Source organism: Noviherbaspirillum cavernae (genome assembly GCF_003590875.1).
GTDB lineage: Bacteria > Pseudomonadota > Gammaproteobacteria > Burkholderiales > Burkholderiaceae_D > Noviherbaspirillum > Noviherbaspirillum cavernae.
This window is the reverse complement of the sequence record NZ_QYUN01000002.1, coordinates 1,052,863-1,076,387: the sequence shown is the minus strand read 5'-3', so window position 1 is coordinate 1,076,387 and position 23,525 is coordinate 1,052,863. Positions and strand designations below refer to the sequence as shown.

The 23,525-nt window shown below is 60.0% G+C and carries 27 protein-coding genes and 1 pseudogene; 15 read left to right on the top strand and 13 right to left on the bottom strand.

The window, feature by feature from the left end:
- The first annotated feature begins 5 nt into the window (after nt 1–5).
- From D3870_RS05080 to D3870_RS05050, 7 genes and pseudogenes are all read left to right on the top strand, one after another.
- Complete coding sequence (locus D3870_RS05080; RefSeq protein WP_119737199.1) at nt 6–314, top strand: urease subunit beta; 309 nt, start codon at nt 6–8, stop codon at nt 312–314.
- Nucleotides 311–2,011, top strand: a complete 1,701-nt coding sequence (gene ureC, locus D3870_RS05075) for an urease subunit alpha (protein ID WP_119737197.1) — start codon at nt 311–313, stop codon at nt 2,009–2,011. The genes D3870_RS05080 and ureC overlap by 4 nt, the downstream gene beginning before the upstream one ends.
- A 68-nt stretch (nt 2,012–2,079) precedes the next feature.
- A complete protein-coding gene (ureE, locus tag D3870_RS05070) occupies nt 2,080–2,604 on the top strand; it encodes an urease accessory protein UreE (protein ID WP_119737195.1) in 525 nt (174 codons plus the stop codon).
- Between the two features lies 1 nt (nt 2,605).
- Nucleotides 2,606–3,286, top strand: a complete 681-nt coding sequence (locus D3870_RS05065) for an urease accessory protein UreF (RefSeq protein WP_119737193.1) — start codon at nt 2,606–2,608, stop codon at nt 3,284–3,286.
- A 19-nt stretch (nt 3,287–3,305) separates the two neighbouring features.
- Nucleotides 3,306–3,935, top strand: coding sequence for an urease accessory protein UreG (gene ureG, locus D3870_RS05060; RefSeq protein ID WP_119737191.1), 630 nt, complete (start codon nt 3,306–3,308; stop codon nt 3,933–3,935).
- Between the two features lie 33 nt (nt 3,936–3,968).
- A pseudogene (locus tag D3870_RS05055) lies at nt 3,969–4,211 on the top strand (FAD-dependent oxidoreductase); the annotation flags it as partial.
- A 373-nt stretch (nt 4,212–4,584) separates the two neighbouring features.
- Nucleotides 4,585–5,280, top strand: coding sequence for a hypothetical protein (locus D3870_RS05050; RefSeq protein ID WP_119737189.1), 696 nt, complete (start codon nt 4,585–4,587; stop codon nt 5,278–5,280).
- Nucleotides 5,281–5,438: 158 nt separating this feature from the next.
- Here the strand turns inward: D3870_RS05050 and D3870_RS05045 are convergent, their stop codons facing one another.
- From D3870_RS05045 to D3870_RS05010, 8 genes are all read right to left on the bottom strand, one after another.
- Nucleotides 5,439–5,657: a hypothetical protein gene (locus D3870_RS05045; protein ID WP_147375711.1), complete on the bottom strand. Its 219-nt coding sequence runs from the start codon at nt 5,655–5,657 to the stop codon at nt 5,439–5,441.
- A gap of 4 nt (nt 5,658–5,661) precedes the next feature.
- Entirely contained in the window at nt 5,662–6,492 is an 831-nt protein-coding gene (locus D3870_RS05040; protein ID WP_119737186.1) for a siderophore-interacting protein, read from the bottom strand.
- A gap of 5 nt (nt 6,493–6,497) precedes the next feature.
- Complete coding sequence (locus tag D3870_RS05035) at nt 6,498–7,094, bottom strand: PadR family transcriptional regulator (protein WP_242490039.1); 597 nt, start codon at nt 7,092–7,094, stop codon at nt 6,498–6,500.
- A gap of 297 nt (nt 7,095–7,391) precedes the next feature.
- A complete protein-coding gene (locus D3870_RS05030; protein ID WP_119741701.1) occupies nt 7,392–8,192 on the bottom strand; it encodes a competence/damage-inducible protein A in 801 nt (266 codons plus the stop codon).
- 77 nt (nt 8,193–8,269) lie between these two features.
- Nucleotides 8,270–9,106, bottom strand: coding sequence for an EI24 domain-containing protein (locus D3870_RS05025; protein WP_119737182.1), 837 nt, complete (start codon nt 9,104–9,106; stop codon nt 8,270–8,272).
- Entirely contained in the window at nt 9,106–10,092 is a 987-nt protein-coding gene (locus D3870_RS05020; protein WP_119737180.1) for a sterol desaturase family protein, read from the bottom strand. The genes D3870_RS05025 and D3870_RS05020 overlap by 1 nt, the downstream gene beginning before the upstream one ends.
- The gene (locus D3870_RS05015; protein ID WP_119737179.1) at nt 10,089–10,889 is read right to left on the bottom strand and encodes a polysaccharide deacetylase family protein; all 801 of its coding nucleotides are present in this window, start codon (nt 10,887–10,889) and stop codon (nt 10,089–10,091) included. Before D3870_RS05015 ends, D3870_RS05020 begins: the two co-directional genes overlap by 4 nt.
- A complete protein-coding gene (locus D3870_RS05010) occupies nt 10,889–11,857 on the bottom strand; it encodes a YVTN family beta-propeller repeat protein (RefSeq protein WP_119737178.1) in 969 nt (322 codons plus the stop codon). The genes D3870_RS05015 and D3870_RS05010 overlap by 1 nt, the downstream gene beginning before the upstream one ends.
- 483 nt (nt 11,858–12,340) lie before the next feature.
- Here D3870_RS05010 and D3870_RS05005 point away from each other — a divergent pair, with 483 nt between their 5' ends.
- The 3 genes from D3870_RS05005 (at nt 12,341) to D3870_RS04995 (ending at nt 13,402) form a co-directional block, all read left to right on the top strand.
- A complete protein-coding gene (locus D3870_RS05005; RefSeq protein ID WP_119737176.1) occupies nt 12,341–12,697 on the top strand; it encodes an FKBP-type peptidyl-prolyl cis-trans isomerase in 357 nt (118 codons plus the stop codon).
- A 5-nt stretch (nt 12,698–12,702) separates the two neighbouring features.
- Entirely contained in the window at nt 12,703–12,942 is a 240-nt protein-coding gene (locus D3870_RS05000; RefSeq protein WP_199710522.1) for a hypothetical protein, read from the top strand.
- A 205-nt stretch (nt 12,943–13,147) separates the two neighbouring features.
- Complete coding sequence (locus D3870_RS04995; protein WP_119741698.1) at nt 13,148–13,402, top strand: acyl-CoA-binding protein; 255 nt, start codon at nt 13,148–13,150, stop codon at nt 13,400–13,402.
- 57 nt (nt 13,403–13,459) lie between these two features.
- On the opposite strand, the gene D3870_RS04990 is transcribed toward D3870_RS04995, so the two are convergent.
- From D3870_RS04990 to D3870_RS04975, 4 genes are all read right to left on the bottom strand, one after another.
- Entirely contained in the window at nt 13,460–13,744 is a 285-nt protein-coding gene (locus D3870_RS04990; RefSeq protein WP_119737174.1) for a polyhydroxyalkanoic acid system family protein, read from the bottom strand.
- A complete protein-coding gene (locus D3870_RS04985; protein ID WP_119741696.1) occupies nt 13,744–14,727 on the bottom strand; it encodes a 2-hydroxyacid dehydrogenase in 984 nt (327 codons plus the stop codon). The genes D3870_RS04990 and D3870_RS04985 overlap by 1 nt, the downstream gene beginning before the upstream one ends.
- Before the next feature lie 21 nt (nt 14,728–14,748).
- Nucleotides 14,749–16,155: a sodium:proton antiporter gene (locus tag D3870_RS04980; RefSeq protein WP_119737172.1), complete on the bottom strand. Its 1,407-nt coding sequence runs from the start codon at nt 16,153–16,155 to the stop codon at nt 14,749–14,751.
- Nucleotides 16,156–16,240: 85 nt separating this feature from the next.
- Nucleotides 16,241–16,903, bottom strand: coding sequence for a LutC/YkgG family protein (locus D3870_RS04975; RefSeq protein ID WP_119737171.1), 663 nt, complete (start codon nt 16,901–16,903; stop codon nt 16,241–16,243).
- A gap of 511 nt (nt 16,904–17,414) precedes the next feature.
- Here D3870_RS04975 and fdxA point away from each other — a divergent pair.
- The 3 genes from fdxA (at nt 17,415) to D3870_RS04960 (ending at nt 19,887) form a co-directional block, all read left to right on the top strand.
- Nucleotides 17,415–17,738, top strand: a complete 324-nt coding sequence (fdxA, locus tag D3870_RS04970) for a ferredoxin FdxA (protein WP_119737169.1) — start codon at nt 17,415–17,417, stop codon at nt 17,736–17,738.
- A gap of 140 nt (nt 17,739–17,878) precedes the next feature.
- A complete protein-coding gene (locus D3870_RS04965) occupies nt 17,879–18,979 on the top strand; it encodes an NAD(P)/FAD-dependent oxidoreductase (protein ID WP_242490038.1) in 1,101 nt (366 codons plus the stop codon).
- A gap of 82 nt (nt 18,980–19,061) precedes the next feature.
- Nucleotides 19,062–19,887 (top strand): IS5 family transposase gene (locus tag D3870_RS04960; RefSeq protein ID WP_199710509.1). Its coding sequence is split into 2 segments (ribosomal slippage): nt 19,062–19,430 and nt 19,432–19,887, totalling 825 coding nucleotides; the frame shifts between segments, so codons are not numbered across the junction.
- A 63-nt stretch (nt 19,888–19,950) separates the two neighbouring features.
- Here the strand turns inward: D3870_RS04960 and D3870_RS04955 are convergent.
- Complete coding sequence (locus D3870_RS04955; RefSeq protein ID WP_119737167.1) at nt 19,951–20,940, bottom strand: LysR family transcriptional regulator; 990 nt, start codon at nt 20,938–20,940, stop codon at nt 19,951–19,953.
- A gap of 163 nt (nt 20,941–21,103) precedes the next feature.
- Between D3870_RS04955 and D3870_RS04950 the strand changes: the two genes are divergently transcribed.
- Together D3870_RS04950 and D3870_RS04945 are read left to right on the top strand one after the other, a co-directional pair.
- The gene (locus D3870_RS04950; RefSeq protein WP_119737165.1) at nt 21,104–21,967 is read left to right on the top strand and encodes an alpha/beta hydrolase; all 864 of its coding nucleotides are present in this window, start codon (nt 21,104–21,106) and stop codon (nt 21,965–21,967) included.
- A gap of 283 nt (nt 21,968–22,250) precedes the next feature.
- Nucleotides 22,251–23,477: an efflux RND transporter periplasmic adaptor subunit gene (locus D3870_RS04945; protein WP_119737163.1), complete on the top strand. Its 1,227-nt coding sequence runs from the start codon at nt 22,251–22,253 to the stop codon at nt 23,475–23,477.
- Nucleotides 23,478–23,525 lie beyond the last annotated feature (48 nt).

Below are 23,525 nucleotides of genomic sequence, written 5' to 3'. Positions count from 1 at the left end.
GCGCGATGATTCCTGGCGAAATGCTGATCGAACCCGGCGAGATCGAACTCAATGCCGGACGCCCCACCGTCACGGTGAAAGTGGCCAACAGCGGCGACCGTCCGATCCAGGTCGGATCGCACTTTCATTTCTTCGAGACCAACCCCGCGCTGCAATTCGACCGCGACGCCGCATACGGCATGCGCCTCAATATCGCAGCCGGTACGGCGGTGCGCTTCGAGCCGGGACAGGAACGCACGGTGGAACTGGTCGCGTTGGCCGGTGAGCGCAAGGTCTACGGCTTCAACGCCAAGGTGATGGGAGCATTGAAATGACAAGAATATCGCGCCAGGCCTATGCCGAAATGTTCGGCCCGACCACCGGTGACCGCATTCGTCTCGCCGACACGGAACTGTTCATCGAGATCGAAAAGGATTTCACCACCTACGGCGAGGAAGTCAAGTTCGGCGGCGGCAAGGTGATCCGCGACGGCATGGGTCAGTCGCAGCGCAATCACAAGGACGTGATGGACACCGTGATCACCAACGCGGTCATCCTCGACCACTGGGGCATCGTCAAGGCCGATATCGGACTGAAGGAAGGCCGCATCGCGGCCATCGGCAAGGCCGGCAACCCGGATATCCAGCCGGATGTGACCATGGCGATCGGCGGCGCGACCGAGATCATCGCCGGCGAAGGCATGATCGTCACCGCCGGCGGCATCGACAGCCACATCCACTTCATCTGCCCGCAGCAGATCGAGGAGGCGCTGATGTCCGGCGTCACCACCATGCTGGGCGGCGGCACCGGCCCGGCGGTCGGCACCGCCGCCACCACTTGCACACCGGGACCGTGGCACATCCACTCCATGCTGTCGGCGGCGGATGCCTTCCCGATGAACCTCGGCTTTCTCGGCAAGGGCAACGTCAGCCTGCCGACGCCGCTGGAGGAACAGATACGCGCCGGCGCCATCGGCCTCAAGCTGCACGAGGACTGGGGCAGCACGCCCGCCGCCATCGACAACTGCCTCTCGGTCGCGGACAGGATGGATGTGCAGGTCGCGATCCACACCGACACGCTGAATGAAGGCGGCTTTCTCGAACACACGCTGGCTGCATTCAAGGACCGCACCATCCACACCTTCCACACCGAAGGCGCGGGCGGCGGCCACGCGCCGGACATCATCGCGGCGGTCGGCGAAGGCAATGTGCTGCCCTCTTCCACCAACCCGACACGGCCCTACACTGTCAACACGCTGGACGAGCATCTCGACATGCTGATGGTCTGCCATCACCTCGACCCCGCGATAGCGGAAGACATCGCCTTCGCCGAATCACGCATCCGGCGCGAAACCATCGCGGCAGAAGACATCCTGCACGACATCGGCGCGATCAGCATGATGTCGTCGGATTCGCAGGCGATGGGCCGCGTCGGTGAAGTCATCATGCGCACCTGGCAGACTGCGCACAAGATGAAGGTGCAGCGCGGCACCCTTGCGGAAGACAGCAGCCGCAACGACAACTTCCGCGCCAAGCGCTACATCGCCAAGTACACGATCAATCCCGCCATCACGCACGGCATCTCGCACGTCGTCGGCTCGCTGGAAGTCGGCAAGATCGCCGATATCGTGCTGTGGAAACCGGCCTTCTTCGGCGTCAAGCCGTCGATGATCCTGAAGAGCGGCATGATCGCGGCGGCGCAGATGGGCGACCCGAATGCCTCGATCCCGACGCCGCAGCCGGTGCACTACCGGATGATGTTCGGCGCGTATGGTGGCGGCTTGAAAACCTCATTCACCTTCGTCTCGCAGGCAGCATTCGATGCCGGAATCGGCGAGAGGCTCAAGCTGAACAAGCCGCTGATCGCCGTGAAGAACATGCGCAACTTGCGCAAGAGCGACATGATTCACAATGGCGCGACACCGAAGATGGAAGTCGATTCAGAAACGTATGAAGTGCGCGCGAACGGCGAGTTGCTGGTGTGCCAACCGGCGAAGGTATTGCCGATGGCACAGAGGTATTTTCTTTTTTGACCAACATTGCTTGCCCCACCTCTCAGTTCCCTCCCCTTGAAGGGGAGGGAAATACAAAGCCAAACACAATGCTCACACTCACCACAAAAATAGATCACGCAGAAAAAATCGATGGCGAACTCGTTCTCCCCTACGAGCTGCGCGAAAAGAGCCGCCTGCGCGCGCAGCTCGCCTCGGGCGAAGAAGTCGCGGTCTTCACCGTACGCGGCACCGTATTGCGCCACGGCGACCTGCTGCGCGGCGACGATGGCCGCATCGTGAAAATCCTCGCCGCCAAAGAGGCCACCTATCGCGTCGAGTGCGCGACGCCACGCGACCTGCTGCGCTGCGCATTCCACCTCGGCAACCGCCACACGCAAGCCCAGGTCGCCGGCGATGCCAACACAGGATTCCTGCGCATCCGCAAGGACACCGTGTTGAAAGACATGCTTGAAGGACTCGGCGCGACCGTGACGGGAGAAGAAGCGCCTTTCGAGCCCGAGTCCGGCGCCTATGGCGGCGGACATCACCATCACGGCGACGACCATCACCATCCTCTCGCGCCGATCCCCCTGCGCCAGAAGATTCACCGCCCGTCCGACAAGCAATCGTAAGATGCAAGCCGCCGCCCTGCTCCACCTGCTGCAACTCGCCAGCCCGTCGCTGCCGATCGGCGCGTACAGCTATTCGCAAGGACTGGAAGCGGCGCTGGAAAACGGCACGGTGCGCGACGAAGTCTCGGCACGGACATGGATTCTCGATACGTTGCATCACGTCGTCGCCCGCTTCGAAGCACCGATCCTGTGGCGCCTGCTGCATGCCTTCGCCGCCCGTGATGCCGCAGCGGTCACGGAGTGGACGGAACGCTTCGTCGCCGCCCGCGACACCGCCGAGTTTCGCGCTGAAACCATTCAGATGGGCTACTCATTGAGCAAGCTGGTCATCGACCTGAAACTCGCGGACGACGCACTGCTCGACATCCTGCAAGCGCAGAAGGACACGCCCTTGCCGACCGCAATGGCCTGTGCCGCGGTGGCGCTGGACGTGCCGCACGACGCCGCCCTGCTCGGCATGCTGTTTTCATGGGCGGAAAATCAGGTGCTGGTCTGCGTGAAATCCGTACCGCTCGGACAGGTATCCGGGCAGCGGCTCCTGCTCTCGCTGCGCCAGGAACTGGAGAATGCCGCGCAAACGGCCCGGCAGCTTGCCGATCACGAATTGTCCAATTGGTCACCCGGCCTGTCGTTGCTGTCGATGCAGCACGAAGTGCAATACAGCCGGCTTTATCGCTCTTAACCTTTCAGGATTCACGAACATGACAACTCCATCCAATCCCCTCCGCGTCGGCATCGGCGGCCCGGTCGGATCCGGCAAGACAGCCTTGTGCGAAATGCTGTGCAAGGCGATGCGCGACCACTACGACATGGCCGTCATCACCAACGACATCTACACCAAGGAAGACATGGAAATCCTGCTGCGCGCCGACGCCCTGCCCGCCGAGCGCCTGATGGGTGTGGAGACGGGCGGCTGCCCGCACACCGCGATCCGCGAAGATGCATCAATCAATCTGGAAGCGATCGCCCGCATGAGCGCCGACTTCCCCGACCTCGATCTCATTCTGGTGGAGTCCGGCGGCGACAACCTTGCCGCAACCTTCAGCCCGGAACTGTCCGACCTGACGATCTACGTGATCGACGTGGCAGGCGGCGAAAAGATTCCGCGTAAAGGCGGACCCGGCATCACGCGCTCCGACCTGCTGATCATCAACAAGACCGACCTTGCACCCTATGTCGGCGCGAATCTGGATGTGATGGCAAGCGATGCGAAGAAGATGCGTGGGGAGCGGCCGTTTATTTTCACGAACCTGCGCAGCGGAGATGGAGTGCAAAAGGTGGTGGAGTTCATTCGCAGGCAGGGGTTGCTGGATGAGGTGAGGGGGCGATAATGCCGCCGCGTGGGCACTACGTGCCCACCCTACACGACTGGTCTGCGCCCAATGACGCCGGACGGCACCCCGATTGTCGGCCCGACCGGTGTGAAGAAGCTGTTCCTCAATACGGGCCATGGCACGCTTGGCTGGACCATGTCCTGCGGCTCGGGACAACTGCTGGCCGACATCATCAGTGCCAAACGGCCGGCCGTCAGCGCAGACAATCTGTCCATTGCGCGTTATACAGGTTTGTCGCCAAACGCACAGGTGCGTACGCACACCTGTGCCTGAGGCGGCGGTCGCTAATGACGAAAAATATTGAAGCCATGGGTGGACGACTTGAAGTGGTTCCAAATATGGCGCGGGAGTTTCAACGAAGTCAAAGACTTACGAAAAAGGACTGAGACAGACAGCGGCCCGGAGGTGTGGACTTGTTCAGTTATTGAAACCGATTTCAAACCCTGCAAAATGGGAGTGATTTCCGACAAGAAGTAAAAAGTGAACACAATAATAGAGATTCAACAAAACACCACACAACAAACTGTAAACGCTCAATAATAAAATAAATACTTTAAATTCTCGCGTATATGTATATTATGAGTTTATAGTGCCGCGTCACTTGTTTATGTCGCTATAAATGATTACTTATTCTTATGGAGAGTTTATGGAACTGAATGCTGGAGAATATGGAACAATTGTCTTCACTATTGAAGACAAAATGGGGGCGGAGCGAAAATTTCTAGGTGTAGATATCACTGGATACTCTAAACAGGCGATTGAGGCACTGAAGAGTACCCATGCTGCCTTGAAACCAAATCCCGTTTTGATAGCAGAAATGGCCGTTGAAGAAGATAACGAAAATGATGACACCTCTTCTTCCGAGGCCGAAGGCGATGCATCAACTGAAGACCAGGCGAAAAAGGATCGGAGCCGTCCGCGGAACGACAACATCCTCCGCAAGGCGCAGGAAGAAAGCAAACGGCTCTTGGCTGCGAACCAGATCCCGTCCAGTGGCTGGAATGAAGACTCCATCCGCCAAGTGCTCGACATGCTGCCAGAGCCGCAGAAGAATGTCGTCTTGCATGCCGCCGCCGCAGGCGGCCCGTTGAGCCGGGTGGCTGTGTATCAAGCGACGCGGCGCGCGCCGGACCGCTCCCTCAAGGGATTCACCAAGCCAACGGCGCGGGTAAAGGCGAGCCTCCAGAAGAAAGGGGTGCTTCCTATGGGTGCGGACGATTTGCTGCAGCAAATTTACGATCCGGCGGTCGCAACATATCAACCGGTCCAGGGGTTCAAGATTCCCTTGGAAGTTGCAGTGCTTATTCGAAAAATGGGATTGGTGCCCGAGGCGGATTTGTAAATGAACAAGTCTCGGACGGCAAAGGCGACGCTAAAGCGTCGCCTTTTTTATTCGCGGATCAGCTGATCGCCGCCGGCACTATCGGGATCGAGCCGGGTAGGGTGGGCACAACGTGCCCACGCGGACAGCCTATCGCATTGGGCACGCCCGTCGAAGCATCAACCGTTTGCATACTCCGCCTTGAACCGATCCAGCCCCGCCAGCATCTTCCCAAACGCGCTTTCGACCTGCTCCGGCTCCCCTTTCACGCCAAGCTCGATATGGCGACGCGTATTCTCGTTACCCACACCGGGCAGGCTGAACATCTTGACGAGCGGGTATGCCGCCTCAATCGCTTCCATCATCGACATCACCGACGAGCCCGCCGATGAAATCATCCCGCTAGTCGTCGATATTCTCGTGCACGCCCTGCTCTCCGCGTTTCCAGTAGCTGGCTGCGCGAATCCGGCCTTTGTCGATGCCGCGCTCCGCTGTCAGGAATTGGCGGGCTGCGCGCATGACCGAGCCTTCGCCGGCCGCCCACACATATCCCTCGCCTGCGGGAATCTGCAGATGTTTCAACCCTTCCAGAAGCGCCTCGCCGTATTGGCCTGTCGCATCACGGTAGAACCACTGAACATGGGCGTCAGCCTTTGAAGCGAAATCGATTCGCGCACCGGCATTCTCGACTTCCAGCATGGCGATTGCACGGACTCCTTTCGGCAGCTCCTCCAGGCGGCGGGCGATTGCCGGCAATGCCGTCTCGTCGCCAATCAGCAAATGCCAGTCGTAGCCCGTCGGGATGATCATCGACCCGCGCGGACCGCCGATGCCGAGATACTGGCCGACTTTCGCCTGCGTCGCCCATTGTGTTGCGGGGCCCGCTTCATGCAAGGCAAATTCAATGTCCAGCTCTCTCGCTTGGCGGTCGAACCGGCGCGGCGTGAAATCGCGCATCACCGGCCTCGCCTGTCCCTGCGGGAAAACAGGGCCATCCGGGCCAAGTGTCGGCACAAGTGGCTTTTCTTCCCCGGGATTCGGGACGATGAGCTTGACGTGATCGTCGAACGACGCGGATTCGAAATCCTGCAAGTCTTCACCGCTCAAGGTGACGCGGACGAGGTTCGATGAAAGGGGCTTGACGGCTTTCACCTGCAGCATTCTGAACTTGACGGGATGCCGAACGCGAACGACCGTCAGATCCGGTTTGCTTTCCATTTTGCTTTCTTCCATGGTGCTTACCTATCCTTTTGTTCCTGAGCATTTTCTATTTCTGCGACTGCCTTTGCGAGAATCTGTGCAATGCGTAACTGTTCGCCAGGAGCCGCATCGCTTCGACTGTAGAGCGCGCGTTTGATTGCATGCCGCGCTTGCAATAACTCAGGAATCCAGCTGCGACCGTCCTGCCCTTCGTCCGATTCTTCACCGGAAAATGCACGGCGTACGGAATCCATCTTGAGCGCAAAGTGCTTGAGTTTGGCAAACATCATGTCCACCCGTTCGCGATGCGTTTCCAGATATTGGCGGCCTGAATCGGAAATCGCGTAACGCTTGCGGCTGCCGTCCATCTCGACGGTGGCATAGCCGAGTTCTTCCAGATAGGTGAGCGCCGGATAGATCATTCCCGGGCTGGGCGTATAAAAGCCGTTCGAGCGGACTTCCAGCGCCTTGATCAATTCATAACCGTGGCGCGGCTCCTCTGCGAGAAGGGCCAGCAGTAACAGTTGCAAGTCGTCGGAAGAGAATTTCCTTCCGCGCGGCATGTCATCGCCGCCGCCAGAACCTCGCCGACCGCCGCCTCGGTGATGACTGCCATCGCCATGCCCGCGGCCCATGGCTTGCAAAGCATGGCGAAACTTCGAATGCGGATGCAAAAAATCATGTCTCATGACAACCTCCTATATATCTTAAGACTCATATCTTACGATATATATCTAAAGATAGTCAAGCGAGAGGCAAAAGACCAGGGCAGGGAAAAATAGAAATGTCAGATGCTGAAAGGGATAAATCCAGTGGTTTTGCCGCTTGTCTTGCCGGTTCTTTGACACAGAAATAGCCGTGCTCCGAGAAAAGCACGGACGTTGCCGCTCATTGGGTCCATGGCGGACCTGCGCATGGCAATCGGCGCGCCTTCACACGCTCCTGTACTCTGCCTTGAAGCGATCCAGCTCTGCACGCATCTTCCCGAACGCGCCCTCCACCTGCACCGGATCGCCTTTGACGCCCAACTCGATGTGGCGGCGCGTGTTTTCGTCGCCGACGCTCGGCAGACTGAATACCTTGACAAGCGGGTACGCCGCCTCGATCGCCTCCATCATCGGCGTCAGCGTCGATTCCGCAATTTCATAGACCAGCACCGATTTTTCCGCCCATGCGGTCTTGCGGAACAGATGGCTGCAATGCGTGTCGAGCGCCCATTCGATCATCGGCCATGCCATCACCGGGAAGCCCGGCGTGAAGTAATGCGCGCCGCCTTCCTTGTGCCTGATGAAAAAGCCGGGAATCTTGTTGTAGGGATTGGGAATGATTCCCGCGCCTTGCGGGAATTCGCCCATCTTCAGGCGATGCATATTTTCCGGCGTATCGAGGTTCGGTTCCCGTCCTGCTTCGCGGGCCACGTCGGTCATGCGTTCCTCGATCCTGGCTTTGGCTTCGGGATGCAACACGACGGGCACGCCGAGCGCCGCAGCGGCGCACTGGCGGGTGTGGTCATCTGGCGTGGCGCCGATGCCGCCGGTGCAGAAGACGATGTCGTTGCCGGCCATCGTGCGTTTCAATGTCGCGGTGATGCGCGCCGGATCGTCGCCGACATATTCGGCCCAGTCGAGGTGCAGGCCGCGTTCCTTCAGCAGTTCGACCACTTTCGGGAAATGCTTGTCGATGCGTTTTCCGGAGAGGATTTCGTCGCCGATGATGATGAGTCCGATGGGCATGATGATGTCTCTTGAGTTGAAGTCGCGCCGGTGCGCATCAAGGAATTCATTATGCCGCAACGGACATTTTCGGTTTTTTAGTTGATGTCCTTGAACTGCGGTGCGATCGCCCGCCCCGCTGTGGATTGCCGCACTTGCACCAACGCTTCAAGGCAGTAATGCTCGAACCACAAGCCGCTGAAAACAAAGACCAGCACGTACAGCCAGATCGCGCCGGCGGCAAGAATCGGGAAGAAGATCACGGACAGCGCGCCGCCAAGCCACAGGAGCGTCGGTGCCGCCCCCATCGCGCCGGCAATCGCACCGATCAGCAGCAGGGGCCAGCGATGGATGCGCATGATCTCCTTGAACTCCTGCGCGCTCGCATGCTCGGCCAAGGCGTCGTAGGCCATGACACGGTAGGTCAGCCATCCCCACAGCAGCGGCTGGATGACGAAGGTCAGCGGCGGAATCACAGTCAGGGGCAGCGTCACGATCCACAGCACCGCAAAGATGACAAACGAGTAAGTGGAAATCCAGAGCGTGCCGAACAGGGTGCCGCCCTTGCGCGCTTCCAGTTCGGGATACTGGCGCTGCGACACATGCTTGACGATGACCGGCATCGCCAGCGTGCCGACAAAGATGAGTGCGGTGAGGATCATCAACGGCAGCAGGACCCACATCGCGATCAGCGGCACCACGACCGTCTTGATCGCGTCGAGATCGAGCCAGCCGAGGATGCCGTCCATGGCGGCGAACCAGCCGTTATCGACGAACAAGGCATGAAGCCAGTCAATCGTCGGCTGCAACCCCAGCCACAGGATCACGCCCCAGATCAGGATCGACAGCGCGAAGGGAAGCACCGTCAGCAGCAGCATTTTGTAATGCAGCTGCGACAGCACCGCGCGCCCGAAGGCAACCAATACCGCACGCATCAGGATGGCCTCCGTTTCGAGAACTCGACAACGCGCTTCACGCCGTGCCATTGCTGCGCCCAGAAGCCGCGCCCGTAGTCGCGCCCCTCGCCGTGCGGCGCGGGGAGCTGGTCGCGTATGCCCGTGGCTTCAAAGGTCTTGCCGAAATGCGCGGTGCGGAACAGGATGTCCCAGACCGGGAACAGCACGGCGAAGTTGCATCCCCTCGGCTTTCCATCGCTCGGCGCTTCGTGCCCCATGCCGATTGCATGATGCAGCCGGTGGTAGCGCGGCGACACCAGCAGGCGCTCGCCGATCGCGCCGAAATGCAGGCGGACATTGGCGTGCTGCAGGCTTTGCTGCATGCGCGAGGCGACTACCAACATCATGTACTGCGCGGGTTCGACGCCGATGATCAGCGCAATCACTGCCATGCAGCTGTCGCGCATCAGATCGTCCAGCAGATGATTGCGGTTGTCCGACCACAGGTTCATGTCGCGCTGGCTGTGGTGCAGGCTGTGCAGCCCCCACCACCAGTTGAACTGATGGCTGCTGCGGTGGTACCAGTAGTCGAAGAAATCGAGAACGACCAGATACAGGATGAAGCTGACCAGCGGAATGTCTGTCACGCCGGGCCAGAGCTGTTCCAGATTGAAATGCGTCACGCCCAGCATGCGCAACTCGGACGCGATCGCATCGAACAAGGGATCGAGCACAAAAAAGATCGTCAGCGTGAACACGCCCAGCCGGTGCACGCAGGTGTAGAGGAAGTCGATGCGCCGCGCCGCCGGGTCGAGGTTGCGCTTGACCGGAATCCATGCTTCCAGAGGACGCAGGATCGCGAACAGCAGCGCCAGCTCCAGCAAGCCGATCAGGAACCACTCGGTCCCTTCAAATGCCTCTTCGGCGATGTCGCCCAGGCCGGTAACAAACAGGAATGGCTGCACCACGGATTGGAACAGCCAGGCTTGCGTGTTGTAAAACAGGTCGATGAAAGTCTGGATCATGGATGCTTTTTATAATCAGGATGCGCGCGCATCGTCGCAAAACAGAAACCTTTCTGCTTCAAGCCGGCGATCAGCGGATCGAGCACGGCAGGCGCCCACGGGTCCTTGCGCGACCAGATGCCCAGATGCGCCATGAAGATATCGCCGTCCTTCAAGCCGTCCAGCGCGCGCTTGAGCAGCTTGTCGTTGGGCCATTTTTCGCTGGGCAGCTCGTCGCCGGAAAAGCCGGCCTCGGCCCAGCCGACGTGCCTGTAGCCGCATGCCTCGCCGGCTGCCCGCAAATGCGGCGTCAGACGGCCGCCTGGCGCACGCCACAGAGGATCGAGCGCCGCGCCCGTCAATTCATGAAAGCGCTGATCGACGCGCTTCAATTCATCGCAGTACTGTTGCGCGGTCCACGCGATTTTCCTGCCGGCGCTCTTGCCGAACTGCGGTTTCATTTCCATGCGTCCATCCGGCAGGTCGCGCAGCACGTACACATGATCGAAGGTATGGGTGCCGAATGCATGCCCTTCCGCGACGCGCGCCTTCCAGTATGACACCCAGGATGGATCGAGCGAGTAGTCGCCGTTGACGGTTTTTTCATTGGCGAGGAAGAAGGTCGCCTTGACGTTGTGTTTCTTCAGCGTCTGCGCGATGAATTCCGCCTGCGACTGGCTGCCGGTGTCGAAGCTCAGGTAGATCGTTCCCTTGCATGACGCGGGGGCCGACGTTACGGATGATGCTGCGCCAGCCAGCCCGCTGTGGACCGCTGCAGCCGCAAGCAGGAAAGCGCGGACGGTTGCAGCAGCCTTCATCACATGCGCGGAGCGTGGTTGTTGAAGTAGACACCGTGCGGCGAGCGTCCGACCGGGATCAGCTTGACCACCTTTCTGGAAGCAACGTCGATCACCGCGACTTTCTTGATCCAGCGCAGCGTGGCCCACAGGGTCTTGCCGTCATCGGTCAGTTCCATGCAGTCGGGGCCGCCCGGCACGTTGATGGTGCCGACGTTCTCCAGCGTCTGCTGGTCGATGATGTTGATCGTGTTCGAGACGCGGTTCGACACGAAGATATGGCGCTTGTCGCCCATCGCGCGGAAGTTGTGCGCGCCATCGCCGGCCTTGATTTTCTTGACCGTCTTTTGCGTTTTCCAGTCGATCACTTCGACATAGTCGCTGCCCATGATGCCCACCAGCAGATACCTGTCGTCCGGCGTGATCGCGATCCCCGCCGGCAGTTTGCCGACGGGCATGGTCCACTTGATCTGTTGCGTGGCAAGGTCGATGGCGCTGATCTGATCGCTGCCCTGCTGCGTGACGAAGGCGGTCGTGCTGTCGGAAGTAAACACCATGTGGCTCGGCAGCTTCGCCAATGGCAGCCGCTTCGCGAGCGAGAAGTCCTTGCCGTTGTAGCGGTAAATATCGACATGATCGAGCCGCAGCGCATTGGCGACAAACCATTTCTGGTCCGGCGAGAAACCGATTTGATATGGATCGACGATGTCCTTGATGCGGTTCTGTATCTGGCCGGTCTTTGGGTCGAGGAAGATCAGCTCATTGCCGACCGCGCTGGCCACGATCAGCGACTTGCTGTCCGGCGTCGCCATCAAATGATGCGGCTCCTTGCCGACCGGGATCGTGCCGATTTCCTTGTAGGTCGCCTGATCGAGCAGGCTGACACTCGCGTCGCGCGAATTCAGCACAACCACCACGTTTGCACAGGCCGCCGTGCTTGCCAGCAAGGCATGTAATGCGACAAGGAACAAGCCTGAACGACGCAGCATCGGTATATTTTTCTTGAGTGGAAGAGAGGGAGTCATTTTACCGTGTGGAAACCTTGATTCATTGCCGTGTTTTGCACTTTTGCAGCCATGTCCCCTCTTGGCTGATTGACGCGACTGGTGTTGCCTCGCGCAATGTGGCCGGGTGAAGTCAAGGCATCTACACGAATACACCGCATTGCCTTCGCATTACCATAAAGACATGGTTTCTGCATCAACGATTGCAGTATCGCTGCGCTATCAACGACGGACGGCATTTCGGCGAAAGCGGTGACAGTCACATGCGCGAGAGAAAGTATCGGTGTAACGGCTCTCCCCGCCTTTCCGTTGACTCAAAAACACGCCTGAAACGTCCATCCAAAAACCATTTTCGCGGCGTCTTGTCGAAGCCATATTTCCCTGCCCGTCCGAATAGTGGTGGCAGAACCACCGCTTTTTCACCTGCTACAATCGCGCCACTCTTTAACTCAACCAATAAGGAAGAACATGTCCACCACCATGACCGCCTCCGGCCTGCAATACGAAGACATCACCGTCGGTTCCGGCGACGAAGCCAAGGCAGGCAATCGCGTCACTGTGCACTACACGGGCTGGCTGCAAAATGATGATGGCAGCGCCGGCAGCAAATTCGATTCGAGCAAGGATCGCAACGACCCGTTCGATTTTCCGCTCGGCGCGGGACATGTCATCAAGGGCTGGGACGAAGGCGTGCAAGGCATGAAAGTCGGCGGCGTGCGCAAGCTCATCATCCCCGCCTCGCTCGGCTACGGCGCACGCGGCGCGGGCGGCGTGATTCCGCCGAACGCGACGCTGATTTTCGAAGTCGAGTTGTTGGGCGTATAACAATCTTGCGCCTCAACAGGACATTCGCCGCCAGCAGCCTGGCGGCGATGGTATTGTCTGCCTCGGGGTGCGCCGTCGTGTCGGCGGCCGGCACGGCAGTATCCGTGGCCGGCACCGCAGTCAGCGTCGGCGTGACGGTCGGGTCGGCTGCGGTCAGCGTCGCCAGCACGGCAGCCAGGGGCGCTGTCAGCGCCGGCGGTGCCGTCGTCGATGCCTTGAGCGACAACGAAGAAATCCCGCAATAGTTCTGCCGCCGCATTGCGCGCGCATCCCGCTTCCCCCCACCGCGTCGATTGAAACAGCCGCGCTTCATCCCCGGCATCGCACAGGCTTGCAACATCGAGCAAGCCCTCTAAAGGTTCGCTGTCATCGCGATCGCATCCATGTTATTTTTTGCGGCGCACACAAGATGCGATCACCGCCTATCCATTCGACCATCAGGAGAAAAACATGACTTTGCAAAGCCAATTCGAACAAGCCATGGCCGATTCGAAAACCCTTGCCGAACGTCCGGACAACATGACCTTGCTGAGACTCTACGCACTCTACAAGCAGGGAAGCGAAGGCGACGCCAAGGGCGAACGCCCCGGCTTCACCGACATGATCGGACGCGCGAAGTGGGATGCGTGGGATGCACTCAAGGGCATCACGAAAGAGGACGCGATGCAGCAGTATGTGGACCTGGTGACAGACCTGAAGGGCTGACAGTAGCGCCCCGCTGCCGCCGGATTGGTTCCGGCGGCGTCACTTTCAGGCAGCGGTTCAGGCAGCGGCGGCGAATACCTTCCTCATCTTCGCCGCGACCTTCTCCTCGATCGTCGAGGCAAATGCCTTGAACAGGAATCCGAGCTGGATTTCGAGCTGCGCCTCCTTCTCGAGCAGCGCAAGCCTCCCCGACACACCGCTGCGGCTGAACAGCAGCACATCGCCGTCCCAATTCGCGCTCATGTCGTATTCCTTCGCCATCTGGTGCGCGATCTGCTGCGCGGCGTTTCTGGCCGCGTCATGCGGCAGTTCGTGTGTTTGGGTAATGCGGATATCGGCCATCAGATTTTTCTTTGAACTTCGGGATTGAGAATATTGGGGGGCGTTGCGCCGGACAGTGCAGCGATCAGGTTGTCGGCCGCGCAATCGGTCATCGCGCGGCGTGTCGGTTCCGACGCGCTGGCGATATGCGGCGTCAGCACCACATTCGACAGGGTCAGGAACTCCGGGTCGAATGCCGGCTCGTTCTCGAACACATCCAGTCCGGCTGCCGCAAGACGATTGGCGCGCAGCGCGACGATCAGCGCAGCATCGTCAACGATGCCGCCGCGCGCAATGTTCACCAGCGTCGCACTCGGCTTCATCAACGCAAGTTCCGCCGCGCCGATCGTGTGATGCGTGGCGGGTGAATACGGCAGCACCAGCATCACATGGTCGGCAGTGCGCAGCAGTTCCTCCTTGCTCACGTACTGCGCATCGTTGGCGCGCGCTTCCAGTTCCGGCGCGAGACGGGTGCGATTGTGATAGATCACCTTCATGTTGAAACCGGTCGAGCGGCGCGCGATTGCCTGCCCGATGCGTCCCATGCCGATGATGCCGAGTGTCGCGCCATGCACATCGGCGCCAAGCAGGGTGTCGTAACGCCATTTCGTCCAGTTGCCGGCGCGCAGCCAGTGTTCCGATTCGGAGACGCGGCGTGCGGCCGCCATCAGCAGGGCCCAGGCGAAATCCGCCGTCGTCTCGTTCAGCACTTCCGGCGTGTTCGTCACCATGATGCCGGCGCACGTGGCCGCCTCGATGTCGATGTTGTTGAAGCCGACCGCCATGTTGCAGATCGCTTTCAGGCCGGGAGCTGCCGCGATGACGTCCGCCGAGATGCGTTCGCTCGACGTGGCGAAAACGCCATCCATGCCGCGCAATTTCTGTTTCAACTCATCCGCACTCAGGATGTCGTCGTCCTGATTGGACTCGACCTCGAAGTGCTGCGACAGGCGCTCAAGCACCTCGGGAAACACGGCGCGTGTCACGAATATTCTGGCTTTCATCATCGCTCCATCAATGGAAAATCAACGGAAAAAAATGAAGGTCATCACGATGAACAGCGGCACCAGCACCGCGCATGACCATCCCATGTAGCCGAAGAACGAGGGCATCCTGATGCCGCGCTCCTCCGCGATCGCCTTCACCATCAGGTTCGGCGCATTGCCGATATAGCTGTTTGCCCCCATGAATACCGCACCGCACGAAATGGCTGCCAGCGTGCCGGCCAGCCCCGTCATCAACACGTTCGGATCGCCACCGGCCGTGTTGAAGAAGACGAGGTAGGTCGGCGCGTTATCGAGGAAGGATGACAGGATGCCGCTTGCCCAGAAATACATGGCATCGATCGGCTGGCCGTTGCCATCGGTCACGGCACGCACCACGGGAGCAAATGCGCCATCCGTACCGGCACGCAGCATCGCGATGACCGGAGCAATGGTGATAAAGATTCCGGCGAAAAGTTTCGCGACTTCCTTGATCGGGCCCCAGGAAAAGTCGTTTCCGTCGTGCGCGCGCTTCGGCGTGATCCACAGGGAAATGAAAATCACCGCGATCAGGGCCACATCACGCACCAGATTCTGCAGTTCGACCATGGTGCCGAGGATCGAGAATGCGATGCCGGATTTCCAGAATCCGCTCATCAGGACCAGACCGATGATCGCGCCCAGCAGGATGAAATTCACCTTCCCTTCCACCGATATCGTCCGCTCCGGCGTCGGGTCGAGGTGGTGCGGCATCTGCTCTTCGCGCTGCCGATAGTAGTGACGGTCCAGCACGTAGAAGATCACGAGCAGCGCCACACAGAGGAACAATGTCTCCGGAAAAATGTTCTTCATCGTCCAGAAGAAATCGATGCCTTTCAGGAAACCGAGAAACAGCGGCGGATCACCCAGCGGCGTCAGCGAGCCACCTGCATTTGCCACCAGGAAGATGAAAAAAACGATGATATGCGCGGCATGGCGGCGATTGTCGTTGGCCCGGATCAGCGGCCGGATCATCAACATCGAGGCGCCGGTGGTACCCATGAAGCTCGCCAGCGCCGTGCCGAGTGCCAGCAAGCCGGTATTCAACTCCGGCGTGCCGCGCAGATTGCCGCGGATACAGATGCCGCCGGCAACCACGAACAAGGCGGTCAGGAGAATGATGAAGGGAAAATATTCCGCCGCAAAGGCATGCACCGCAACGTGCATGGCGATGTCTGCGCCGAAGAATGCGGCGCACGGCAGCAGAAAGGCGAGCGCCCAGCCGATCGTGAGCTTGCCGAAATGATGATGCCAGAAGGCCGGGATCCAAAGCGGGCAAATGGCGATCGACAGCAGCAGCCCGACAAAAGGCACGGCCCACCAGGCAGTCAGTTTGGAGCCATCCAGTTCGGCCGCGTGGCACAGGAGAGGGAACAGTCCGGCCAGTCCGACGAGGAATTTTGCTTGCAATTGGAATCCCGGATGAAATCAAACTGCGCATATTCTATCGCTGCCGGCACGACCATTGCACGGAGGCAATACGCTCCTTCAAGCATCAGGCATCGAGAATCACGATGACGTGCACGCGGTACGGCCCATGCGCACCGAGCACGATGGTCTGCTCGATATCGCCGGTGCGGGACGGACCGGAAATGAAATTGGTCGCGCGCGGCAGTTCGCCCCGCTCGTCGCGCGCCAGCGCGAACGCATCCTCCATCCCGGCCACGATGCGCGACGCCGGCACGATGGCGATATGCGTTTCCGGCAGCAGGCTGGCCGATGCATAGGTTTGCGGCCCGGAGAGCAGCATCAACGTGCCGGTCTCGGCCACGGCACAGAACGCACCGGTGATGCCGACCAGGTCTTCGTTTTGCGGCGGACGGAATTCCACCTGCATGCCGGCATCGGCCCAATCCAGATCGGCCAGGGTTTTCCACGCAATTGCCGTCTTCGGCACGCCGATGCTGTCCAGATAGCGCGCTACCGCATGCGGCGCGTCGCTCAGTGCGGCCACTTCCTCCACCGTGTCGGACATGCGCAGCGCCTGTTCCTTGAAATGCCGGAGGAGATTCTGTCCGATGGCGGGCCGCGGCCCTTGCGAATGTTGCCGCAGGTAGTCGGCGACGGCATCGCGCTCGTCCTGGGTCGGCTGGTCGGGACGCTTCTGCGCCTTGCGAATCCGGCTGAAAATGGCCTTGCGGGCTGCCGATGTATCCATGTGCATCTCTCAGTGATTGCGCTTGTATTGGTCCAGCGAAAGTCTAACCGTAGTGCCGCCATCGTTGGCGCATTCGCAGCGTGATTTAAATTCAAACTGCGAACGCAAATAATTCACGCGTGGCGTGATTCTGCCTTTCAATTATGACAAGAAGTCTTGCGAGGATACCGGATGCGGATCAACGAACATGATGACCGAAGATAATCACTTTTAGCAAAAACCCTGATGACGTTCGCGAGTAATACCTGTTTGCATTGCGCGTACCGCCTGGAATTCCGTCCGCACTCAAGACCGACTTTGCAACGCCCGCCGCGCGGGAAGCCAGGCGGATTCAGCGCATTTGCTTATTCATAATCTGTCTAAGTGCGGTTTGTTAGAAGCACGAAATTGCCTTAAAATACAAGGCTTTGCAGCAGCTTGCCCATACATGCACCGCGCATGTGCACTGCGATCCGGCCGAACGCCGCATCAGCTCCAAACCCGATTCCGAATATTTAAAGATAGGACCGTTATGACCCACGTTGTGACCGAATCCTGCATTCGCTGCCGTTACACCGACTGCGTCGATGTATGCCCGGTGGATTGCTTCAGGGAAGGCCCGAATTTCCTCGCCATTGACCCGGACGAGTGCATCGACTGCGCCGTGTGCGTGGCCGAATGCCCGGTCAATGCGATCTACGCCGAGGAAGACGTGCCGGCCGATCAGCAGCAGTTCATCCAGCTGAACGTCCAACTGGCGCGCAGCTGGCCGTCGATCACCAAGACCAAGGCGCCGCTGGCCGACGCCGACGACTGGAAAGACGTGAAGGACAAGCTGGATCAGCTCGCCAGATAAGCACTCTCTAAGCACTCACCCCTTTGACAAGAACCATACCGGCAACATGCCGGAAAGCCATTGAAGGCCGCAAACAGCTGAACAGAAGCGGCGGCGCTTTTTGGAAAAAACTTGAAATGAAACAGGAACTCGACAGTCGTATGGAAACCGGCAACGGCATCAGCGCATCCACTCCGAATACCGCGTCCAACGCAGGCAAGGGCCCCATCGAAACCGATGCAGTGATCGTTGGCGCCGGTCCGGTCGGCCTCTTCCAGGTCTTTGAACTGGGCCTGCTGGAGATCAAGGCACATGTGATCGACTCCCTGCCCAGCGTGGGCGGACAATGCGTCGAGCTGTATCCCGACAAGCCGATTTACGACATCCCGGCCGTGCCGGTCTGCACCGGTCAGGAACTGACGGACAACCTGCTGAAGCAGATCGAGCCCTTCGACCCGACTTTCCACCTCGGTCAGGAAGTAACGCTGGTCGAGCGCCGCGAAGACAACCGCTTCAATGTCGAAACCTCCACCGGCACTCGCTTCATCACCAAGACCATCTTCATCGCCGCCGGCGTCGGCTCGTTCCAGCCGCGCACCATCAAGGTCGAGGGCATCGAGCAGTTCGAAGGCAAGCAGCTGTTCTACCGCGTCAAGAACCCGAGCCTGTTCGAGGGCAAGAACCTGGTCATCTGCGGCGGCGGTGACTCCGCGCTGGACTGGGCGCTGAACTTCGTCGGCAAGGCGGAATCGGTCGTGCTGCTGCACCGCCGCGAGGATTTCCGCGCCGCGCCGGCTTCGGTCGCGAAGATGAAGGAATTGTGCGAGAACTTCGAGATGCAGTTCCTGGTCGGTCAGGTGACCGGCTTCGAAGCCAAGGATAACCAGCTGTCCGAGGTCAAGGTGACCGGCGCCGACGGCGTCACGCGCCGCCTGCCGCTGGACATGCTGCTGGTGTTCTTCGGCCTGTCGCCGAAGCTCGGCCCGATCGCCGAATGGGGTCTGGACATCGAGCGCAAGCAATTGAAAGTCGTCGATACCGAGAAGTTCGAAACCAATGTGCCAGGCATTTTCGCGGTGGGCGACATCAACACCTACCCGGGCAAGAAAAAGCTGATCCTGTCTGGCTTCCATGAGGCTGCGCTGGCCGCATTTGGTGCCGCGCCGTACATCTTCCCGGAAAAGAAGATCCACATGCAGTACACCACCACCTCGCCGAAGCTGCACAAGATTCTTGGCGTGGAAACGCCGGTGTTCGACTAAGAGCCTATCCCGGTAGGCCGTCGGCAAGGGAAATTGCGAGGTAAATGGTGGTCCAAGCGCATGTTGGCGAAGGAGGTTCGACATGGGCATGGTCAAGCAGGACGACGGCTGGCGTTTGCCAGACAGACTCTGGGCGCAAATGGAGCCGCTTTTACCGCCACGCAAGCCACATCCGCTGGGCTGCCATAACCCGCGTGTCTGCGACCGGGCAGCCATGGATGCGATCTTGTTCGTGTTGCGTACCGGTTGCCAGTGGAATGCATTGAACGGTACCGGCATTTGTTCCAGCAGTTCGGCGCATCGGCGCTTTCAGGAATGGGTTGATGCCGGCGTGTTCGAGGAGTTCTGGATGCATGGGCTGTTGTCGGCAGCGGCGTTGCGGGAAATCGACTGGTCCTGGCTGTCACTCGACGGCGCGATGACCAAGGCTCCTCTGGGTGGGGAAAAAAATCGGCCCCAATCCAACGGATCGCGGCAAAGGCGGCGTCAAGCGCAGCCTGCTGACGGACGCACACGGCATTCCCCTGGCCATCGTCATTGATGGTGCGAACCGCCATGACATGAAGCTGGCGCGACCGACACTGGAGTCGCTGGAAGTGGGGCGACCGTCATTGCTTGCGGTGTGGCCACAAGGACTGTGCCTGGACAAGGGCTATGACTATCCGCAGATCCAGCAGTTGGCGCTTGAATTGGGCTACCGGGCGCACATCCGGTCACGCGGGGAGGAAGCGCAGCAGCGGCAGACGGGAACGAGAGCCCGCCGCTGGGTGGTGGAGCGTACGCATAGCTGGCTGAACCGGTTTCGTGGCTTGCTGATTCGTTGGGCCAAGAAGGCGAAGAACCATCTCGCGTTCCTTCATCTCGCCTGCGGCATTATCACCTGGCGAAGCATAGGCCTACTGGGATAGGCTCTAAGCGGTAGCGCTCACGGAAAAATGCCCCGGCCTGCGAAGGCCGGGGCATTTTGCATTTCAGGCTCGGCTTTCGGCAACCGACTGGAGGGCAAGCGATGACGCAGCCGAGGCCTCTTCGGCCTTTGGACAGTACGCGGCATGCAGCTGCAGCGCGGGGTGATCGGCAAACAGTTCGGAGATCCACTCGACGAATACGCGCACCTTCGCCGACAGATGCCGGTTCTGCGGGTACACCACATGCATCGGCATCGGGTCCACGCGCCAGTCTTCCAGCAGAATCTCCAGCTGGCCGGACTGCAGGTACGGGCAGATCATGAACGACGCCAACTGCGCCACGCCCATCCCGGCCAGCGCGGCCGCGGTGTAGGCATCGGAGTCGTTGATGGCAATGCGCCCCGGCAGCCTGAACTGGAAGCGTTCGCCGTCCTTGGCAAAATCCCAGTCGAACAGCTTGCCCGTCTTGGCGGAAAAATAGTTCACGCAGCGATGCTGCATCAGGTCCTGCGGATGCTGCGGTCGCCCGTGGCGCGCCGTGTAGGATGGCGCGGCGCAGATGACCGAATGCACGGTGCCGATACGGCGCGCGATCAGCGTCGAATCCGGCAGCGAGCCCACGCGCACGGCGCAATCGACGCCCTCCTCGATCAGGTCAACCGGGCGGTCGCTGCAACCGAGCTCCATGTCGATCTCCGGATAGCGCTCGAAGAATGCCGGCAGCGCCGGAATGATCAGCGGCCGCCCGAGTCCGGTCGGCACATCGACCCGCAAGCGCCCGCTCGGGCTGGCATGCGTCTTTGATAGTGACTCTTCCGCATCGCGCACATCCGCCAGGATTCTCAGGCAGCGTTCATAGTAGGCCGCGCCATCAGCGGTCAGGCTGATCTGGCGCGTCGTCCGGTTCAACAACTTGACGGACAGCCCTGCTTCCAGATTGCGTATCAGCGTCGACACCGTTGCCTTCGGCAGCTGCATACTGTCCGCCGCGCGCGTGAAACCGCCTGCATCAACCACCTTCACGAAGATTTCCATCGCCTGCAATTTGTCCATCACACACCGCCTTGTTTGATTGTTCAGAATACTGAACAGTCAATTCCGAATTTGCCTATTTATTCACATTCTAGAGTAAAGCTATAGTTCGCTCCATGATGCAACGGGTGCAGCAATTCCGCTTTGCTGCGGATATTCACGCAAGGAAAGACAAGGCTCTCAAATGAACCCTGGCAGCCGCAAGGATGTCGTTGCCGATGGAGTGACCGTCGGTACGCTGGTCGTGCAAGGCGAGCGCAACAAGCTCGACGCGCGCCTGTATACACCGACACCTGAGCCTGCCCTTGCGCGACATGATGATCAGAAATTGATCGTGTTTTTCCCGCCGGGAGGGTTCGTCACCTCAGAACTGGACGCCATCGATCCCTTCGTGCGCGGGCTGGCGGAAATCACCGGTTGCAAAGTACTTGCGTCGACCTACACGGTGGCCGATGTGCAACCGTTTCCGGCAGCCGTTGAAGACGCGCATGCGTTGCTGAAGTGGGCTGCCAGGCACAAGGCAAAGCTGGGCTGGGATGGCAAACACCTGATTACCGCAGGCCTCGAGGCAGGCGGCAATCTTGCCGCAGTGTCTGCGTTGATGGCGCGCGACCGGGGCGGTCCTGCACTGGCTGCGCAGATATTGATCATGCCGATGCTGGATCCCGGCCTGACCAGTTGCTCGATGCGCACCATTGCCGATGACGGCGGCGCGGCGCGGGCAGCCGGCGAATGCGCCGCCGGCTATCGCGACTATCTGCCGCGTGCAATTGACCGCACCCATCCGTATGCGTCGCCGCTGCAGTCGAGCCGCATGAAGGGTTTACCGCCGGCCCTGATTCTCTCGGCGGACGACGATCCCTTGCGCGACGAGGCGGAACAGTACGGCGCCAAGCTGCTTGCGGCCGGCATCAGGGCCGTCGTCAAGCGACTGCCGCCGATCGAGCTGGAACAGCCGGATGCGCGATGTAGCTGTGTGCGCAAGGAAAGCGTGCTGCAGGAAATCGCCGCCTTCGTGGCAGGGCTGGATGCAGCAAAAAGTGCTTGACCTTCCCGTTACGGGAAGCCCGAGGCTGACGTCAGCTTGCAATATCTGTAGTCACCTGCCGCCTTGCGGCACGGCACCGTGTACCGAATCAGACATCCGCGACCGCTTGACCTCAAGCTAACTTCAGGTTTGATAATGGGCCGTCACCTCTTTTACGGAGAGAAAACGATGAGCAGCAGAATCGGCATTGCATGCATCGATGAACACTTTCATCCATCGATGTAGTGCGTAAATGAATTCAAGGCATTACCGAACAATCCATAACCAGCTGGGGAAAAACAACATGAAAAACGTATCCGCATTCACTCACGCCGCACGCTCCGCATCCACCGCCCTGCTGTTGAGCGGCACCGCAGCACTGGTGCTGTCCGGCTGCGGCCAGCCGTCTGCGCAGGAAGTCGGCCAGCAGCCCGCAGGCGGGCCGCCGATTACCGCCGCCACCGTCATCGAAAAGCAAGTGGTGGAGACGCAGGAATTTTCCGGCCGGCTTGAAGCGGTGGACCACGTCGAAATCCGTCCGCGCGTGTCCGGTTTCATCGCCTCGGTCAATTTCAAGCCGGGTGCCGAAGTGAGGAAAGGCGATGTGCTGTTCGTCATCGACCCGCGCCCGTATGAAGCCGAGGCAAGCCGCACCGAAGCCGCGGCATTGGCAGCACGCGCCAAGGCTGATCTGGCGAAAATCGAACTGGTGCGCGCCGAAAAACTGGTTGCGGAAAGAGCCATCGCGCAGCGCGAAGCCGATGAAAAGGCTTCCAGCATGAAGGAGCTGGAAGCCGGCGCACGCGCCGCCCAGGCGACCTACGAGGCGGCGAAGCTGAACCTCGGCTTCACCAAGGTGCATTCGCCGATCAACGGCCGTGTCAGTAAGGCGGAAATCACGACCGGCAACCTGGTCGATGGCAGCGTCGTGCTGACTTCGGTGGTGTCGAACAAGCAGATCTACGCCAGCTTCGATGGCGATGAAGAATCGTTCCTGCGCGTGGGTGCGTTGGCGCGCAAGGGCACGCCGGTCACGGTACGCATCGGCCTTGCCAATGAAAGCGGCTTCCCGCACGAAGGCAGGCTGGAGTTCGTCGACAACCGCGTCGATCCGGCCACCGGCAGCGTGCGCATGCGTGCGGTGTTCGCCAACGCCGACAATGCACTGGCGCCCGGCCTCTTTGCCCGCGTGCAGCTGGCCAGCGGCAACGGCATGGCTGGCGCGAGCAATGCGGCGATGATCAGCGATCGCGCAGTCGGTACCGACCAGAACCGCAAGTTCGTGTATGTAGTCACTGCCGATGGCAAGGCCGAGTATCGCGCGGTCAAACTGGGTCCGGTGGTCGATGGCTTGCGCGTGGTGCGCGACGGCGTCAAGCCGGGTGAAAAAATCGTGGTGAACGGCTTGCAGCGCGTTCGCCCCGGCGCGCCGGTCACGGCGCAGATGGTATCGATGGATGCCGACCAGAACCAGCCGCAGGCCGCGCCCAAGGCGGAAGTGAAGGCCGATACCGCCGCTTCGAAGTCCTGATGCAAGGCTGACCGTAGGCAGCAATAGCATGCACAAATAAGCAGCGTC

Coding starts and splice junctions, on each gene's coding strand:
- D3870_RS05040 (WP_119737186.1), bottom strand. CDS start 6,492: ATGGAAGAAAGCAAAATGGAAAGCAAACCGGATCTGACGGTCGTTCGC.
- D3870_RS04945 (WP_119737163.1), top strand. CDS start 22,251: ATGAAAAACGTATCCGCATTCACTCACGCCGCACGCTCCGCATCCACC.
- ureG (WP_119737191.1), top strand. CDS start 3,306: ATGACAACTCCATCCAATCCCCTCCGCGTCGGCATCGGCGGCCCGGTC.
- D3870_RS04985 (WP_119741696.1), bottom strand. CDS start 14,727: ATGAAAGCCAGAATATTCGTGACACGCGCCGTGTTTCCCGAGGTGCTT.
- D3870_RS05005 (WP_119737176.1), top strand. CDS start 12,341: ATGTCCACCACCATGACCGCCTCCGGCCTGCAATACGAAGACATCACC.
- D3870_RS04950 (WP_119737165.1), top strand. CDS start 21,104: ATGAACCCTGGCAGCCGCAAGGATGTCGTTGCCGATGGAGTGACCGTC.
- ureE (WP_119737195.1), top strand. CDS start 2,080: ATGCTCACACTCACCACAAAAATAGATCACGCAGAAAAAATCGATGGC.
- D3870_RS05025 (WP_119737182.1), bottom strand. CDS start 9,106: ATGCGTGCGGTATTGGTTGCCTTCGGGCGCGCGGTGCTGTCGCAGCTG.
- D3870_RS05015 (WP_119737179.1), bottom strand. CDS start 10,889: ATGAAGGCTGCTGCAACCGTCCGCGCTTTCCTGCTTGCGGCTGCAGCG.
- D3870_RS04955 (WP_119737167.1), bottom strand. CDS start 20,940: ATGGACAAATTGCAGGCGATGGAAATCTTCGTGAAGGTGGTTGATGCA.
- D3870_RS05045 (WP_147375711.1), bottom strand. CDS start 5,657: ATGATTTCATCGGCGGGCTCGTCGGTGATGTCGATGATGGAAGCGATT.
- fdxA (WP_119737169.1), top strand. CDS start 17,415: ATGACCCACGTTGTGACCGAATCCTGCATTCGCTGCCGTTACACCGAC.
- D3870_RS05080 (WP_119737199.1), top strand. CDS start 6: ATGATTCCTGGCGAAATGCTGATCGAACCCGGCGAGATCGAACTCAAT.
- ureC (WP_119737197.1), top strand. CDS start 311: ATGACAAGAATATCGCGCCAGGCCTATGCCGAAATGTTCGGCCCGACC.
- D3870_RS04975 (WP_119737171.1), bottom strand. CDS start 16,903: ATGGATACATCGGCAGCCCGCAAGGCCATTTTCAGCCGGATTCGCAAG.
- D3870_RS04990 (WP_119737174.1), bottom strand. CDS start 13,744: ATGGCCGATATCCGCATTACCCAAACACACGAACTGCCGCATGACGCG.
- D3870_RS05050 (WP_119737189.1), top strand. CDS start 4,585: ATGGAACTGAATGCTGGAGAATATGGAACAATTGTCTTCACTATTGAA.
- D3870_RS05010 (WP_119737178.1), bottom strand. CDS start 11,857: ATGCTGCGTCGTTCAGGCTTGTTCCTTGTCGCATTACATGCCTTGCTG.
- D3870_RS05020 (WP_119737180.1), bottom strand. CDS start 10,092: ATGATCCAGACTTTCATCGACCTGTTTTACAACACGCAAGCCTGGCTG.
- D3870_RS04965 (WP_242490038.1), top strand. CDS start 17,879: ATGGAAACCGGCAACGGCATCAGCGCATCCACTCCGAATACCGCGTCC.
- D3870_RS05035 (WP_242490039.1), bottom strand. CDS start 7,094: ATGGGCCGCGGGCATGGCGATGGCAGTCATCACCGAGGCGGCGGTCGG.
- D3870_RS05065 (WP_119737193.1), top strand. CDS start 2,606: ATGCAAGCCGCCGCCCTGCTCCACCTGCTGCAACTCGCCAGCCCGTCG.
- D3870_RS04995 (WP_119741698.1), top strand. CDS start 13,148: ATGACTTTGCAAAGCCAATTCGAACAAGCCATGGCCGATTCGAAAACC.
- D3870_RS05030 (WP_119741701.1), bottom strand. CDS start 8,192: ATGCCCATCGGACTCATCATCATCGGCGACGAAATCCTCTCCGGAAAA.